At 54.9% G+C, this 15,834-nt stretch carries 13 protein-coding genes; 10 read left to right on the top strand and 3 right to left on the bottom strand.

What is annotated here, in order from left to right:
• Positions 1-3: 3 nt before the first annotated feature.
• A complete protein-coding gene (locus ABID47_RS22620) occupies positions 4-531 on the bottom strand; it encodes a cupin domain-containing protein (RefSeq protein WP_354500085.1) in 528 nt (175 codons plus the stop codon).
• 371 nt (positions 532-902) lie between these two features.
• On the opposite strand from ABID47_RS22620, the gene ABID47_RS22625 reads away from it, so the two are divergent.
• Complete coding sequence (locus ABID47_RS22625; RefSeq protein WP_354500087.1) at positions 903-1,610, top strand: Na-translocating system protein MpsC family protein; 708 nt, start codon at positions 903-905, stop codon at positions 1,608-1,610.
• A 36-nt stretch (positions 1,611-1,646) separates the two neighbouring features.
• Here ABID47_RS22625 and ABID47_RS22630 read toward each other — a convergent pair whose 3' ends face one another.
• Positions 1,647-2,492, bottom strand: coding sequence for a lipoate--protein ligase family protein (locus ABID47_RS22630; protein ID WP_354500429.1), 846 nt, complete (start codon positions 2,490-2,492; stop codon positions 1,647-1,649).
• Between the two features lie 264 nt (positions 2,493-2,756).
• Between ABID47_RS22630 and ABID47_RS22635 the strand changes: the two genes are divergently transcribed.
• The 5 genes from ABID47_RS22635 (at position 2,757) to ABID47_RS22655 (ending at position 6,674) form a co-directional block, all read left to right on the top strand.
• Complete coding sequence (locus ABID47_RS22635; protein ID WP_354500089.1) at positions 2,757-3,344, top strand: TetR/AcrR family transcriptional regulator; 588 nt, start codon at positions 2,757-2,759, stop codon at positions 3,342-3,344.
• Between the two features lie 20 nt (positions 3,345-3,364).
• On the top strand, positions 3,365-4,126 hold the full coding sequence (locus ABID47_RS22640) for a glycosyltransferase (protein ID WP_435530663.1): 762 nt from the start codon (positions 3,365-3,367) through the stop codon (positions 4,124-4,126).
• A gap of 101 nt (positions 4,127-4,227) precedes the next feature.
• On the top strand, positions 4,228-4,452 hold the full coding sequence (locus ABID47_RS22645) for a cold-shock protein (protein WP_076172035.1): 225 nt from the start codon (positions 4,228-4,230) through the stop codon (positions 4,450-4,452).
• Positions 4,453-4,784: 332 nt separating this feature from the next.
• Positions 4,785-5,780: an efflux RND transporter permease subunit gene (locus ABID47_RS22650; protein ID WP_354500093.1), complete on the top strand. Its 996-nt coding sequence runs from the start codon at positions 4,785-4,787 to the stop codon at positions 5,778-5,780.
• 135 nt (positions 5,781-5,915) lie between these two features.
• Positions 5,916-6,674, top strand: a complete 759-nt coding sequence (locus ABID47_RS22655) for a stalk domain-containing protein (protein WP_354500095.1) — start codon at positions 5,916-5,918, stop codon at positions 6,672-6,674.
• A gap of 90 nt (positions 6,675-6,764) precedes the next feature.
• Here the strand turns inward: ABID47_RS22655 and ald are convergent, their stop codons facing one another.
• Entirely contained in the window at positions 6,765-7,892 is a 1,128-nt protein-coding gene (gene ald / locus ABID47_RS22660; protein WP_089549627.1) for an alanine dehydrogenase, read from the bottom strand.
• 148 nt (positions 7,893-8,040) lie between these two features.
• Here ald and ABID47_RS22665 point away from each other — a divergent pair, with 148 nt between their 5' ends.
• The 4 genes from ABID47_RS22665 to ABID47_RS22680 all read left to right on the top strand — a co-directional run bounded on the left by ABID47_RS22665 (position 8,041) and on the right by ABID47_RS22680 (position 14,520).
• Positions 8,041-9,705 carry a PucR family transcriptional regulator gene (locus ABID47_RS22665; protein ID WP_354500098.1) on the top strand — a complete coding sequence of 555 codons (1,665 nt, stop codon included), beginning with the start codon at positions 8,041-8,043 and terminating at the stop codon, positions 9,703-9,705.
• A 60-nt stretch (positions 9,706-9,765) separates the two neighbouring features.
• Positions 9,766-10,767 carry a glycosyltransferase gene (locus tag ABID47_RS22670; RefSeq protein ID WP_089549629.1) on the top strand — a complete coding sequence of 334 codons (1,002 nt, stop codon included), beginning with the start codon at positions 9,766-9,768 and terminating at the stop codon, positions 10,765-10,767.
• A gap of 131 nt (positions 10,768-10,898) precedes the next feature.
• The gene (locus tag ABID47_RS22675; RefSeq protein ID WP_354500100.1) at positions 10,899-12,644 is read left to right on the top strand and encodes an ABC transporter ATP-binding protein; all 1,746 of its coding nucleotides are present in this window, start codon (positions 10,899-10,901) and stop codon (positions 12,642-12,644) included.
• The gene (locus tag ABID47_RS22680) at positions 12,631-14,520 is read left to right on the top strand and encodes an ABC transporter ATP-binding protein (protein ID WP_435530658.1); all 1,890 of its coding nucleotides are present in this window, start codon (positions 12,631-12,633) and stop codon (positions 14,518-14,520) included. Before ABID47_RS22675 ends, ABID47_RS22680 begins: the two co-directional genes overlap by 14 nt.
• The last annotated feature ends 1,314 nt before the right edge of the window (positions 14,521-15,834 follow it).

A 15,834-nucleotide genomic window follows, 5' to 3' on the forward strand; every position in this document is an offset into this window, starting at 1 on the left:
GGATTAAGCGTGATTTCCCGTCTGCTGCTGAGGTTTCCAGGCACTCATGAGTGGGCCCGCCGCACCGTACAGCGGATCGGTATTCGGAAGGGGCACCCGGGCGATGTCTTCCAGCACCTTTGGGCGCTCCCCGGGCTTGCCGGTGCACAGATTGTAATCCATGCCGTCCGGATAGGCTCCGACAACCCTGAAATCCTTGCTGGCAGAGCATCGCTTGTGCCCCGTTCCGGCTGGAAGGACGGCCACGTCACCGGCGGTCAACTCGAACTTCTGGCCATGTTCACCGCCGAGCTGAAGCACAGCGGAGCCGCGAATAACCCCCAGCACCTCATGCGCATTGCTGTGATAATGATGGTAATCAAAGACGCCGTTCGTCCAGCTGTTCAACCAGCCGTTGCGGTTAAAGATAGCTTCCGTTTCCTCCGGTTCATCCTTAAGCGAACCCAAGTATAGGATGACCGGAAGGTAGGGGTTGCCCGGAATAACACCGTCATCCTTAAAAAATATCGTTTTGATCTCCGCACCGTTCATGCCGTCAACCTCCGCTCATCTGCTTTCATTTGGAATGTAAATAAACATATTCGCACTTTATGAAACGCGGTTGTCCTTAGAACGATACCTATGCTATAATCAAGACTGGTAAACGTCAATTTCATATTGTCGGGTAAATGAATGAATATATCCTTGGATAAAAGTCATTTATGGCCTAACTTTTTCTTGCTGTTAAAGGGAAAGTTAGGCCTTTTTGTTTTGCTGAGGACCCGGAGGTTGTGCCGGGGACAGGGAAACACCCGCTTATTTCGTAATCAGGAGGGATATAAAGACACGCTTTTGCGGACACGTGATATAGCGGCTTGCCGCGATTATGTTTAGCAGCGTACCGCAACGACGCGTCTAACTCAATGGATCAATTACATAACCAACAACCATTTCATCAGCTCTTTGCCAGCTATACCAGCAAGCTATTAAGAGACCACTTTGGCAAAGGACCTGAATCCGTGGTGGTTTCTGTCGGTCACACCTTTATTACGATATATTTGCGCAACTTCCTGACGCCGTCTGAACGCATCCTGCTGGAACAGGAGCAGGAGGACATGATTGTGCAGACCAGAGCCAATCTGATGCAGGCGGTGATTCCCGAAATTATCAGTTATCTTGAAATCATGAACGGATCGAAACCGGAAGAGGTGTATTATGACTGGAATCTCCATAAAAGATCGGGGATGATCGCGGTCGTATCGGCAGAGGCGGGCAAACAGGGCACCGCGGTGAACAGGGAGTACCCTGTGAAATCCGAAGTGGAAGCGGAAATACTCCACATTTGCCAGCAGATTCAAAAATCGCCCGAGCAGATTGATTCCTTTGAACTCAATTCCAGAACGCTGCTGGTAGTGCGAAGCGGCGTATACCTGGAGCTGGAGAAAACACTAATCCGGCTGGGCCATGGCCGCTTGCTGAAGTCGGTGAAGAGCGGACTGGAAAAAGAGTATATTATGCGCAGCAAGCGTCTGAACAGCCTGCTGCATCAGCCGGTATCCGATTGCTTTATAGACTGGAATGATAAGCTGGATAAGAGCATTCTTCTGCTGATCATGAATCCGCCCCGATAAATTTCGCGGGCGGATTTTGAATTTATAGAGGTGGGCCTATGGCGTCCGGGGCGTGTAGCGGTGCGTCAGCTTGTCCGTCATCTCCCGGATTTCCTCCTCGGACGGCAGGTGCAGGCGGCTCGCCGCCTCGGCTACTCCGGCAGCCGTCTGGAGGCTCCGGACCACTTCCTTAACGGAAGCGGCAAACGTATCGGCCGCACCCGGACCCATGCCGGTCAGCTCGTCCAGCGAAGCCATGGTACCGGGCTCAACGGACGGGTAATCCCCGTCTTTGGCCCCGGCTGCAGCCAGGTCGTAGAACGACTTGACCAGCTGACCGCGCTCCCGCCCGGATCCGCCTGCAATCACAAAAGCCTGGATCACGTAGGCATGAGCCTGGCGGCGCTGCGCAATGCCGCAGAACTTGCGTCCGCCGATGCTCAGATCATAGTCACCCGGGCAGTAAGCCCCGGCGACTTCCCCTTTGTCCACCGTTTGGCCGGTGGCGGCCAGCGCCTGCCGGATGAGCGCGTACATCCGCTCGAAGTCCCGGTGGAAGTGGAGATCGCCAGCGCCCCGCTTCGGCAGGATCAGCGACACGTTGACCACGTCCGGATCGAGCGGAACGGCGGCGCCGCCCGAATTGCGGATGGCCGTGCGGTACCCGAGCGATTCCAGCCAAGCCCGGGCCTGCTGCGCTCCGGGAAGCCGGCTGTCCCTCAGACCGATAATAAAAGAGCGGGGATGACGCCAAATATGGCATAACGGCGGACCGCCTTCTCCTGTGCGCCGGCACAGCAGCTCGTCCATCGCGAATGGATACAGGGCATCCACATCCTCCAGGTGTGCCGTCCGGTCCAAAATGAGCATCTGCCCCGCTATTTCCGTAATATCTTCAAACATGCGCACCGCTTCCTTTTCCTCAGGTAATACCGGGACCACCGGTTACCACCCGTTTATTCCGTACCTTTTACAATCTCCCTGATCCTGATTATGACATAACCGATCCGGCGTGGCTACCGCATGAGCATGGGCTTTTTCGACGGAGCAGGCCGCCCGAAAATGTCAAGAAACAGACAAAGGAAAAGCATACACCGAGCCTGTGAATACCATATAATGGATACAAACCGGACGGTCGGTTTTAAAACAACAAGGAGCTTTCCAATCATGAAAAAGCGTAAATACGAAGCCGAACAGACCAAACAGACCATTGTCGAGGGGGCTAAGGCGCTGTTTGCCGCCAAAGGGTATGCCGCAACGTCCATGATGGATATTTGCGAGGCCACGGGCTGCAGCAAAGGGAGCATCTACCACCATTTTCAGAGCAAAGAGGATTTGTTTCTCTACTTGGCGGAGCAGGCGTTTACGAACTCTTGGCAGACCTGGCATGAGCAGTCCGGGGAAGATCGCTCCGCGACGGAGCAGCTCTACGCTTACGCCGACTATTTTGTCGACACGCTTCAGAAGCCGCTCAACAAGGCCGGCGAGGAATTTATGATCCGGGTGGGTGCCGATTCGGAAGCCGGGCGGCGGTTCATGGAGATCATCCAGAACTACATGAAGGGATTTGAGGATCTGGTCCAGGCCGGACTGGACAGCGGGGAATGGAAAGGGGAGAGCGTGCAGGAGCTGTCCTTTATTATTCTCAGCTTTTATTCCGGTCTCAGCGACAGCTACCACCTGATGGACAAGGCAGCGATGAAAGAGCTGTTCCGCAAAGCCACCACGTTACTGCTTGATGGGATTCGCAAGTAATCAATCCTAGGGAGAGATGGCTGATGGAAACAAAGCGGTTCGCAGGTACCGACCACACGGGGAACATTAAATTTTCGGTGATTATTCCGGCCAGAAACGAAGAGAACTATATCGGGCGCTGCCTTGATTCTCTGGTTGCCGCGGCGAAGCCTTATCCGGGACAGGTGGAGGTCATCACCGTCTTAAACCGGTGCACCGACCGGACTGAGGAGGTTGCTTCGTCGTACGGGGCCGTCATTGTAAAGAACGACAGCAAAAATCTGTCGCAGATCCGCAACGCAGGGATTCAGGCGGCTAGGGGAGAGATCATCGTGACGATTGACGCCGACAGCTGGGTGACGGACAACATGCTGACGGAGATCGACCGGCTGCTGGCAACCGGACAATGGATCGGCGGCGGGGTGAGGAGCCAGTTTGAGCGGGTGTCGCTCGGTATCATCGTCTCCGGGATGCTGCTGATCGTGCCCCTTCTGTTCAAATACGGACTGGTTACCGTCGGACTGTTCTGGGGGTACAAGAAGGATTTTGAAGCGATCGGCGGCTTTAACGAAAACATGCTGATGGCGGAAGACGCCGAGTTTGCCAAGCGGCTCAAGCAATGGGGCAAGCAGCAGGGGAAGAAGTACGGCACCGTCACGAAGGCCAGCATGACGACCTCCTGCCGGAAGTTCGATAAGTACGGCGATTGGGGCGTCGTCAAGAACCCGAAAATTATATGGGCGTATCTGAAAGGAACCGACCGTAAGCACGCGGACGAAACGTACTACGAAATCCAGCGGTAGCTGTTTTACGGATCATCAGGCGATTTTTATCATAAATATATATTTCTGGGGCATACTAAGCGGACACCGATGAACTGAGGTAAATAACGGGAGGGTTCGCGATGTATTTCGGAAAAAAAGTGGTCGAGGAAATTCCCGAGGCCGATACTTTAATCTGGTCATGCGTAAACGATGGATGCAACGGCTGGATGAGAGACAACTTTGCTTTTGAAACGGAGCCGGTTTGCGTTCAGTGCAACTCTCCAATGGTGAGCAGCATGAAGATGCTGCCGCTGGTCGTCAACGACCATCCGACGAAAATGCTGAAGAAGGGGACGCTCATTTAAGGGCGTGACGTCCGGTCAGCTCAAAGCGATGTATGAAGAGGTCCTGCGAGGGCCTCTTCTTTGCTTTGGATGCAGGTTTAATCTGATCCGACGTTTCTTTTTATATCACCGTTACATTCACTTCTTAATATCTAGGCTGCAGGCCGGTTCCAAACCGATTCAAAAAGAAGCGGGAACGATGAGACAGAGCGAAATGAGGCGGAGCGATGCGGAAGAGCTATCCCTTTGAGCGAGCTCTTGACCTGCAAGCCGAATCTCAAGCCTTATGAGTCCGTACCGGACCGGATCGCGGAGATGGTCTGCATTTCGTCAATTCTACAAGGAGCTGAGGGATGTTGAACAGACTCATTGGGGCAGCGATGAAACGAACCGTACTGATTCTGATTTTGCCGGCCATCATTGTAGTTTGGGGAGAAATGTCTGCGTACCGAATGCAGCGGGGGGATCTCCCACCGATCAATCATTCTGCGCTTTTGATTACGGTTCAAGCCCCGAGTTACCTGGCCGAGGAAATTAAACATAACGTAACAACGCCTATTGAGCAAGCGGTCCGCACTGTGGAAGATCTGCAACTGCTGGAGACGAACAGTTTTAATGGCGGACTCCTGATCGGCCTGTATTTTCCCTTGCATTATGCTATGGACCGTGCCGAGCGGGATGTAAACGAAGCTTTAAAGGGCGTGGATTTGCCTGCGGGCACAGGCGAGCCGAAGGTCACCCGCATCAGGGCTGACTCCTTTCCGATCATGAAGCTGAAGGTGACAAGCCCTTCAGGGAAGGTGGATGAAGAGACGCTGCGAACGACTGTTCAAGCCCGCATCGCCGATGAATTGCTGCGTACGACGGGGGTAAGCGAAGTCCGGGGTACCGGCTCGGGAGATAATACCTATGTTCTATCGGTTCGGATGGATAAACTGGCCAAGGCTGGATTAACGGTCGATAACGTCAAGCAGTCCTTGGACGGGGTAAAAGATCTTTCTGTTCAAGGTCGGCTGGCGGACAGCGTTACGTTTATCCCTTTCGAAGCTGCAGGCCGGAGCCCGTACGAGACGGATTGGATGGACGCTGCCATCTGCGGAGACCACGGACAGAGCGTGCCCCTCTCTTCGGTTGCGACCCTTTCCCCATCGCTGGTTGATAGGCAGACGACTGCCAGGACCGGTGGAGTTAGGGGTGTCGTTGTGGACATCTTCAAAGAACCGTCGGCCAACCTTGCGGAAGTATCGAAGAGGATCCGCGGACGTCTTTCAGGCATGACGGGTTATCCGCCGGAGGACGTGAAATTAACGGTCATGTTTGACCAAGGAGCGCGCGCCCACCCCCACTGAACAGGGCTAAATGCTGTGTTGCTGCACCCCTGGTACTTCAAATAATTTCCATAACCATGTATGATTGGGCTAAGTGATTAAAATGTCCAATGCGTTCTGAGGCATACAGATTCATGGAAAAGAGTGTGCAGCAGCATGAGGAAATTATGGATGCGGGCGGCTGCGGTAACCGGTCTGGCCGCCGCCGCATGGAGCTTATCCATCGCCGCTTATTCTTCCGATACGCTTCAGGTCAAGCCGGTTCAGCCGCGGCTTGTTTTTAACGGGGAAGAGGCGAAAGGCGGAACCGGCCCAATGTTCTCCTACCGGGACTCGACGTACGTCCCGCTGCGCGACGTTTCCACGGCGATGGGAGCCAAAGTTTCTTACGACAAGGAGTTCAAGACGGTGCATGTGGATACGCCTGTTCCGGTGACCGGAAAGTCGAAGGCCAATGCCACGAAGACGTTGGGGGATTTCAAGCTGTCCATTTATGCAGCCGAAACGGAGGTTCCCTACGGCAAGCCGATTCCGGTCTGGGCGCAGATGGAGTATCTGGGGGACAAGGACGCGGTTGTTAATCAGGGCTTTAAGCCGTTCTACTTTGAGATCCGCAACGAGGCGGGAGAGGGAGGGGGCGCCCTTATCCCCGCGATCCTGATCCCCACTACATACTCGCCCGGTGATGTGTTTCTGGATCAGCTGGACTCATTCATCGATATTCCAAGCTATAACTTTACGATCTATCAGAAGGCCCACCCGAATGAGGAATTGCCCGCCCAGATGCTGAAGGACACCAGGTGGAGCACTCTTCCTCCAGGGAAGTACACGATCGCCGCGCGTCCTGATTTTAGCCTGAAGTCCACGGGCGAGCGTTTCGAGGAATCGGCCGAAATTCAAATTACTGTCAAGTAAAGTAACCGTAGTGGACCCAAAAAACCGGCTCCTATACATCAGGAAGCCGGTTTTTGACATGGGCATCGATTCCGTAGGGATGAGTGAAAGCTATACTTTAATGCGTCCGAGCGCCTTCTCCGCCGGCACGTAGTCGTAGCCGAGGTCGCGGGCCACCGCCTCGTAGGTGATGCTGCCGTTGACCACGTTCGCCCCGCTGCGGATGGCGCTGTTCGTTGCCAGCAGATGCTGCAGGTCCTCGCCGGCCAGCTTCAAGGCGAACGGCATGGTGGCGTTCGTCAGCGCCAAGGTGGACGTTTGCGGCACTGCGCCCGGCATGTTCGCCACCGCGTAGTGCACGACGCCGTGCTTCACGTACGTCGGGTTGTCGTGTGTCGTGATATGGTCGATCGTCTCGACGATGCCGCCCTGGTCGATCGCCACGTCCACGATGACCGAGCCCGGCTTCATCGATTTGACCATCTCCTCGGTGACGAGGCGCGGCGCTTTGGCGCCTGGAATCAGGACGGCGCAGATCAGGAGGTCCGCCTCCTGTACTGACTTCGCGATGTTCGACGGGCTGGACACCAGCGTCTTGATCTGGCTGCCGAAAATATCGTCCAGCTGGCGCAGCCGCGGAATGCTGAGATCGAGCAGGGTGACGTCGGCGCCGAGACCCACGGCGATTTTCGCCGCGTTCATGCCGACCGTGCCGCCGCCGATGATCGTCACCTTGCCGCGCGATACGCCCGGAACGCCGGAGAGCAGGATGCCCTTGCCGCCATGCGGGCGCTCCAGCAGCTGGGCGCCGATTTGCGCCGCCATTCGTCCGGCCACCTCGCTCATCGGCGTGAGCAGCGGCAGGGTGCCGTTCACGTTTACGGTTTCATAGGCGATGGCGGTAACGCCGGACTGCACCAGCGCCTCGGCCAGCTTCGGCTCGGCGGCCAGGTGAAGGTACGTGAACAGGATGAGCCCTTTACGGAAATATCCGTATTCGCTGGGAAGCGGCTCTTTCACCTTCATAATCATATCGGCCTGGGACCACACCTCCGATGCTTCCGTCAGAATGGTGGCTCCGGCCTGCTTGTATTCTTCATCGGGAAATCCGCTTTCCGCACCGGCCTGATGCTCGATATATACCGCATGTCCGTGCTGAATCAGTTCGAGGGCACCTGCCGGCGTGACGGCGACGCGATTTTCGTTGTTTTTAATTTCCTTGGGTACTCCGATTTTCATGACAGATCACCTCACCTCATAATATATTAAAAGTGTACAATCGAATCGGCGCGTATTCATCATACGTCTTGTCAATCCGTTTGCCGCAGCGGCAGGACATAATGTTCGGCTGGTGTTACCATAATTAACATAAGGGATGTGAATGCCGATGAGCAGCGGCTTCAACCTGCATATCCGGGAAGTGCTGGAGCGCCCGGTGTTCAAGCGGGCCCGGCTGATTGCCGGAGCGAACGGCCTGGACCGTGAGGTGGGCTGGGTGCATATTCTCGAAATCACGAACGTGGCCCCGTTCGTGACGAAGAACGACCTGATCCTCACCACCGGCCTTTGGCTCCATCATTACGAGCAGGAGCGCCTGTCCTACATGCAGCAGCTCATCCGCCAGCAGGCGGCGGGGCTGTGCGTGGAGCTGGGCACGAGCATCGAGAACATTCCGGAGGAAATTATCGAGCTGGCGGACCAGTGCGATTTTCCGCTGCTCGTGTTCGAGCAGCCTGTCCGCTTCGTTGAAATCACCCAGGATATTCACGGGCTGCTGATCAACCAGCAGCATCAGCTGCTGAAGGATCTGGAGGCCTTTTCGCGCCGGCTGCAGCAAATTACCCTGCAGAGTACGGATGTTCATGCCGTTCTCCATGTATTATATGAATACACGGGTTATCAAATTGTGTATCATTCGTCCGTGGAGGCGAATAAATTTTGTCCGAAGCCGGCAACCACGGAGGAGGCCGATGAGCTGACTTTCTTCTACCGCAAGCAGGTGGAGGGAAATGAAGCGGCCGCCCAGGAACCCAGCCGCTTCCCGATGCCGGGCGACCGGCTGCTGCTCTCGCAGCCCGTCATCTGCCTCGGCGAGACTTTGGCGTACGTGGGGATGATTCTCCCGGGCGAGCAGCCGCTGGACCGGATCGTCCTGCTGCTGGACTACACGGCCAAATCGCTGGCCACGCTGCTGCTGCGGATGCTTTTCCTGGAGGAGAAGCATTTGCGGGATCAGAACCAGCTGATCCAGGACATCCTGTCCCACCAGCTGGAGGACGAAGAGGCGGCGCGATCCCGGATGGGCGTACGGCCGGCCAAGCAGGGAGAGGTCCTCTTCATCGGCGGCATCGTCGAGCTGGAGTATCCGGACAGCGCCCTGCGGCCAGACCGGGACCGGATCGAAGCGGAGGAGCAGGATCTTCTCGTCCGGCTGCGCGCCCTGCTCAAGAAGCACGGTCTGCGCAATTTGCTGATGCAGAAAGGGCACCGCATCTACATTTTGTGCGCGCGGGAGCGTTCCGCTTCGGGAGACAACGCAGCGGCCTTGAAGCAGGCGGTGCGCCGGATCGTGGAGAGCCTGCGCCTGACGGGTGTGGGTCTGACCCAGCCGTTCAGCCTGCACGCAGGCTTTGGCAGCATCCGCCCGCGGATGACCGACATGCACAAGAGCTTCAAGGAAGCGGAGCAGGTGATGGAGGTGTCCCGCTCGGTGGAGCTGATGCGCAGTAGCCTGTTCTACGAGCGGATCGGCGTCTACCAGCTGCTGAAGGCCATCCCGGACAAGGCGTTCCTCCAATCGTTCGTCGAGGAGCAGCTTGGGGCGCTGATGGCTTACGACAAGGAGCATCACCTGCATTTGGTGCAGACGCTCGACGTCTATTTGCAGTACATGGGCTCGAAGAACGATACGGCCAAGGCGCTGTTTATCCACCGGCAGACCCTGTACAACCGTCTGGACAAACTAAATGAAATTCTCGGGGAGGACTTTTTGGAGCCGGAACGCCGTATATGCCTGGAAATGGCGCTGCTGGCCTGCCCGCTCTTGTCCTGACCCGTAAACCTGTTGATTTTCCAACTCAGAAAGGCAGTGCAGATAAAGGATGATGAAGTTATGAACAAAGTCGGACTGGTCATGAGAAAGATCCAATTTACCGAGAGGCAGGGGCCGCGCGTCTTTGCGGACCGCCTGCAGGCCATTGGCCGCGAGCTGGGGGTGGATATCGTCTTTATATCTCCGGAGCGCCATGTGAGCGGGTATGACTGGGTGCCGGGATATGAGCATGAGAAGGGTGACCTGGTGAACTATGACATCGTGCTGGACCAGATCTACGCGAACGGCATCGAGCACGTGATCTATACCGTATCTGGGTTTACTTATCTGAAAATGTTTCTGAAAAACAGCGTGCTCTTTCCGCACAGCTTTCCCGACCCGGCTCTGACGGGGTACGATATGATGAAGCCTTTTTATCAAATGGTGGACAAGGCGGTCGTGCAGACCGAGTTTTTGAAAGGCGAGCTTGCCCGCAATTTCGGGGTAACCGACGTGGATGTGATCCCGATCGGATTCAGCGAGGATCTGGCGGAGCGGCATTTTGACCCGTCGCAGATCGTGAACAACCGCATTTTGTGGATCGGACGGGACGAGGAGAACCGCCGGCCGGATCTCGTGCTGGAGTATGCCCGGCAAAATCCGGACAAAGAGGTGTACATGGTCTTCGGGGGCGAACGCTACCGGGAGAGCATGAAGAAGTATGACATCCCGCTCAACGTCCGGCTGCAGTTTGCGCTGAGCCAGGATGATATTTTTAAGCTGATGAACACGGCGAAGGTGTACTGGAACTGTTCGAAATTCGATACGTTCGCCATGCCGCTGACCGAGGCGCTCGCCATGGGCAAAATCGTTGTAAAGCCCGAGCACCCTTGCTACGGCCATATCAGTGCCCGGCATTCCTTTTCAGGGAACGAAAAAAATTGGTTTGAGCTGGTCAACATGGCTGCGGCATCGCCGTCTTCTTATTCCTGGGACAACCGGAGCTACGCGTTTGAGAGCTTTTCCAGCCGCATCATGAAGGAAGGGTACCGCGAGTTTTTTGACAAGTGGCTTAGGGAATAAAAGATTTTTGCCGGATATTGGTCGTGACAGATGACCGAAAAAGGAGTAATCTTCACTAGCGTATATGTCTTAAATTACATATCGGTGAACATGTAGCTTACCTCAAATAAGCGTAAAAAGGTGATGCAGCCATGTCCTTTTTCAACAAGTATGTCAAGAAATACTGGAAACTGTTTTGCGTAGCGGTATTGTTTCTGGCGGTAGAGTCGCTGTGCGACCTGCTGCAGCCGACTATGATGTCTAAGGTCATCGATGTCGGGGTGGCCCAGAGCCGGATGGATCAAGTCCTCCATTACGGAGGGCTCATGCTCCTGATCACCGCCGTCGGCGCAGTGTCGGCCTCCACCCGGAACATCATTTCAAGCCATGTGTCACAGCGGTTCGGGGCGGAGATGCGGTCGGATTTATTCCGGAAAATCCAGTCCCTGTCATTCGAGGACATGGATAAGTTCGACCGGGCCTCGCTCATCACGCGGCTGACGAATGACGTCACCCAGGTACAGAACTTCGTGAACGGGATGATGCGGTTCTTCGTGAAGGCGCCGCTGCTGTGCGTGGGCAGCCTCATTATGGCCATCCGTTTGGATGTGCATTTGTCGCTCGTGCTGGCGGTGGTGGTGCCGATTGTGGCCGTCCTGATCGTGTTGAACATGAAGATCGGCTTTCCATTCTTTATCCGGGTACAGCGGGCGTTGGATAAAGTGAACGGCGTCATGCGCGAGTATTTGTCGGGAGTAAGGGTGGTCAAGGCGTTCAACCGGTTTGATTACGAAGTGGAAAAATTTGAAAGCGCCAACACGGAGCTGTCCAGCCGCTCGGTCCTGTCGATGAGGGTCATGTCCGTTTTCGGACCGGGCATTTCGCTCTTCCTCAATTTCGGCATCATCGCCGTCCTCTGGATCGGCGGGATTCGGGTCGACAACGGGCAGATGCAGGTCGGCAGCATCATCGCGTTCATCAACTACATGACGCAAATGCTGTTCTCGCTGATGATGATCAGCAACGTCTTCAACATGTTCGTGCGGGCCAAAGCGTCCGCCGGCCGGATTGGCGAAGTATTTGCCGAAGGAAGCGGGCTGGATCATGGAGGGAAGTCGGCGGCGAAACGCGATTCTCAGCGCGGACGCATCGACTTCGAGCATGTGAGCTTCTCCTATGCGGGGACCCAGGGCGACCCGGTCATTCGCGACTTTTCGCTGACCTGCCTTCCCGGAGAGACGGTGGGGATTATTGGCTCGACCGGTTCGGGGAAAAGCACGCTGGTCAGCCTGATTCCGCGCTTTTACGATGCCGGCGAAGGGCGGGTCAAAGTGGCCGGCACCGACGTGAGGGACATGGACCCGCATGCGCTGCGCGAGATGATTGCCGTCGTTCCGCAGAAGATCATGCTCTTCACCGGCACGGTGGAGGACAATTTGAAATGGGGCAAGGAAGACGCGACCCAGGATGAAATGGAAGAGGCCTGCCGGATCGCCGAAGCGCATGACTTCATCATGGCTTCGCCTGAAGGATATGCCAGCCGGATCGGCCAAGGTGGCGTCAACTTCTCAGGCGGACAAAAGCAGCGCTTGTCCATTGCTAGGGCGCTGGTGAAGAAGCCGGAAATTTTGATTCTCGACGACTGCACGAGCGCGGTGGACGTCGCGACCGAAGCCAGAATCAAGGAAGCGCTACGGACGTATGCCAGCGAGCTGACCTGCATCCTGATCGCCCAGCGGATCACGTCGGTCATGGATGCCGACCGGATCGTAGTGATGGACCGCGGGGAGATGGTCGGCACGGGCACGCATGAAGAGCTGATGGAGACGTGCCGGGTCTACCAGGAGATTTACCAATCCCAGATGGGAAAGGAGATGCATCCGCATGCCGCAGAATGAAGCCGCACAGGCACAGCAGACGCCGCCTCCGGGAGCGCCGGGTCCTGCGGGACGCCCTGGCGGGATGATGAGGGGACCCGGAAGCGGGGGAATGGGCCGGGGCAAGCCGGTCAAGCCCAAAAACTTCCGGAGAACGATGGGGCGCCTGTGGCGTTATTTCGGACGCGAGCGCAAGCTGCTCAGCCTGATCATGGTATTTATCATCATCGATGCGGGCGTAAGCCTGATCGGGCCGTTTCTGATCGGCAAATCGATCGACGCTATGTCCGCGAACCAGGGACGCGTCGCTTTCGGGCTGCTTCAGTCGTTTATTATCGTGCTGGCAACTGCCTATATCACGGACGTCGTGCTCGTCTTTCTGCAGGGCTGGCTGATGGCCGGCGTGTCGCAGCGAATCGTTGCGGGGCTTCGCCGCTCGTTGTTTCAGAAGCTGCAGAAGCTTCCGGTATCTTATTTCGACGCCCAGTCGCACGGGGAAGTGATGAGCCGGCTGACCAATGATATCGACAATGTGAGCCAGACCGTTTCCCAATCGACCACACAGCTGATGGCCGGTGGCATCGCGATTATCGGCTCGCTGGTGATGATGATCGTGCTCAGCCCGATCCTGACCTTGGCGAGCCTTATTACCGTACCGATTTTGTATTTATTGACACGCACGGTCACACGCAAAACGTCGGTGCTGTTCAAGGAGCAGCAGGTTCAGCTCGGCATGCTGAACGGACATATCGAAGAGACGATTTCCGGCATGGAAGTCGTCAAGGCGTTCAATCACGAGCACCAAGCGATTAACGAGTTTGAGGCGGTCAACGGACGCTTGTTTGAAGTCGGGCTCAAAGCGCAGATCCGCTCCGGCTTCATGATGCCGCTCATGAACGTCATTAATAACATCGGCTTTGCCGCGGTCGCGCTCGTCGGCGGGATTCTCGCCGTCAAGAGCCTCATTACCGTCGGCGTAATCGCGAGCTTCCTGAGCTACTCCCGCCAGTTTGTTCGCCCGCTGAACGACCTGGCCAACATCTATAATCTGCTCCAGTCCGGCGTGGCGGGTGCAGAGCGGGTGTTTGAAGTGCTGGACGAGAGGGAGGAGCCGGATGATTTGCCGGATGCGGTACGGCTCGATCGCACCAAAGGCCACGTCGTATTCGAGGACGTAAGCTTCGGGTACCGGCCAGAGGTGCCGATCCTGAAAAGGGTTAGCTTCGAATCGAAGCCGGGGACCAGTACGGCCTTGGTGGGGCCGACAGGGGCGGGCAAGACGACGATCGTCAATCTGCTGACGCGGTTCTATGACGTGACCGGGGGTTCCATCCGGATCGACGGCGTCGATATCCGCCATTACACCCGCGACAGCCTCCGCCGCACGTTCGGGATCGTGCTGCAGGACACGTATCTGTTCTCCGGCACGATCAAGGAAAATATCAAATACGGCAAGCCTGACGCGACGGATGAGGAAATCCGCGAAGCCGCCGTGATGGCGAACGCCGACGTATTCATCCGCCGCCTGCCGGACGGCTATGAGACGGAGCTGTCGGAGAACGGCGGCAATCTCAGCCAGGGTCAGCGCCAGCTGCTAGCCATCACGCGCGTCATTCTGGCGAAGCCATCGATCCTCATCCTCGACGAAGCAACGAGCAGCATCGACACGCGAACCGAGCTGCATATCCAGGATGCGCTGCTCCAAATCATGAAGGATCGTACGACCTTCATTATCGCGCATCGGCTTAACACGATCCGGGACGCCGACAACATCATGGTCATCGATCATGGCGAGATCGTGGAGCAGGGCAGCCACGACGAATTGATCGGGCGCCAAGGCTTCTACGCCCGGATGTTCGAGAGCCAGTTCAAAAACCTGGAGATCGCAGGAGAATAATTGGTCGGCTTGCGCTCCCGGACCTTGTTCACGATTATATTGAATTTGTTTTAACCAGATCGAACACATTTGAATTGTTCCGTTTAAAGGAGTTTGTTCACTGACAACAAACACATTTCGAGGTGTATCTAGGTGTCTGTTCACTGACAACGAACAAATTCAGATTGTATCTTTACAAGGATTTATTCAGTGATAACGAGCAAATTCAAATTTGTATCTTTCAAGGTGTTTGTTCAGTGATAAAAAACATTCAGACTGTATCTTTCAAGGCGTTTGTTTACTGACAATGAACCAAATCTAAATTTTATTCCCATAGTGTTTGTTCACTCGTAATGAACAAATCTCGATTTTGTCTTTTAAATGGTGGACACTAACACTATATCTTTGCTCTCAGTCACCATCCCATATATTGATTTAAATATAAACATTAACACAAAATATGGGAAAATTTTCTATCCAGCTGCCCGTTGAAGAATATAGTGTCGTGTCCTCCTTTTGTAAAACAAAACAAGGATGTGTCCACTATATGAGGACAATAGATATACGAGAGCTATTTCAATGGAGAGTCTCGGGGAGCAGCTGGTAGGTTTGAGATTTGTGGAGTGTCAGGGAGCAGTTAGTGGGTTTGTGATCAGCAGAGTGTCGAGAAGAGTAGTAGATTGGTTTGAGATTGGAAAAGTGTTGGTGGTTTTAAGATCTGAACAGTGCCGGAGAAAAGGCTGATTGATTTGGGATTTGTGATTGTCGGGAGCAGCTAGTGGGTTTGAGATCAGGAAAAGTGTTGGTGGTTTTGAGATCTGAACAGTGCCGGAGAAAAGGCTGATTGACTTAGATAAGTGGAGTGTCAGGGAGCAGTTGATTGGTTTATGAATTGTGGAGTAGCCATGGGGCAGTTCGTGAATTTAAAACCAGAAGAACAACGGGGGAAAGTCGAACGGTTTGCACCCTTGCCCCTCATGCTGGTTCCCGATTAGACCAGTTTTGTCTACTGAAAACGAACATATTGCGATTTTGTCTTTTAAAAGGTGGACACTAGTACCATTCTTTGGTCCAGCATAATACTTCTATATATAGATAACGGACGGGTTTTAATGCTAAATATAGGGGTGAACTCTTGAAATGGCGAGCTGAAGAATATTAGTGCCGTGTCTTTCTTTTGTAGGACAAAATGGAAAAGTGTCCATTGGATAAGGACGTTTTTGGTATATCCTCTCTGTTATTCTTATAGGGTTAAGCGAAGTCCCCAATAGAATTGGGGCGCCAAGAATATACCAGCCATTCAGGTTGGAAGGCCCAGGATGAAAATAACGAACA

The organism is Paenibacillus favisporus (genome assembly GCF_040545415.1).
Lineage (GTDB): Bacteria > Bacillota > Bacilli > Paenibacillales > Paenibacillaceae > Paenibacillus_AQ > Paenibacillus_AQ favisporus.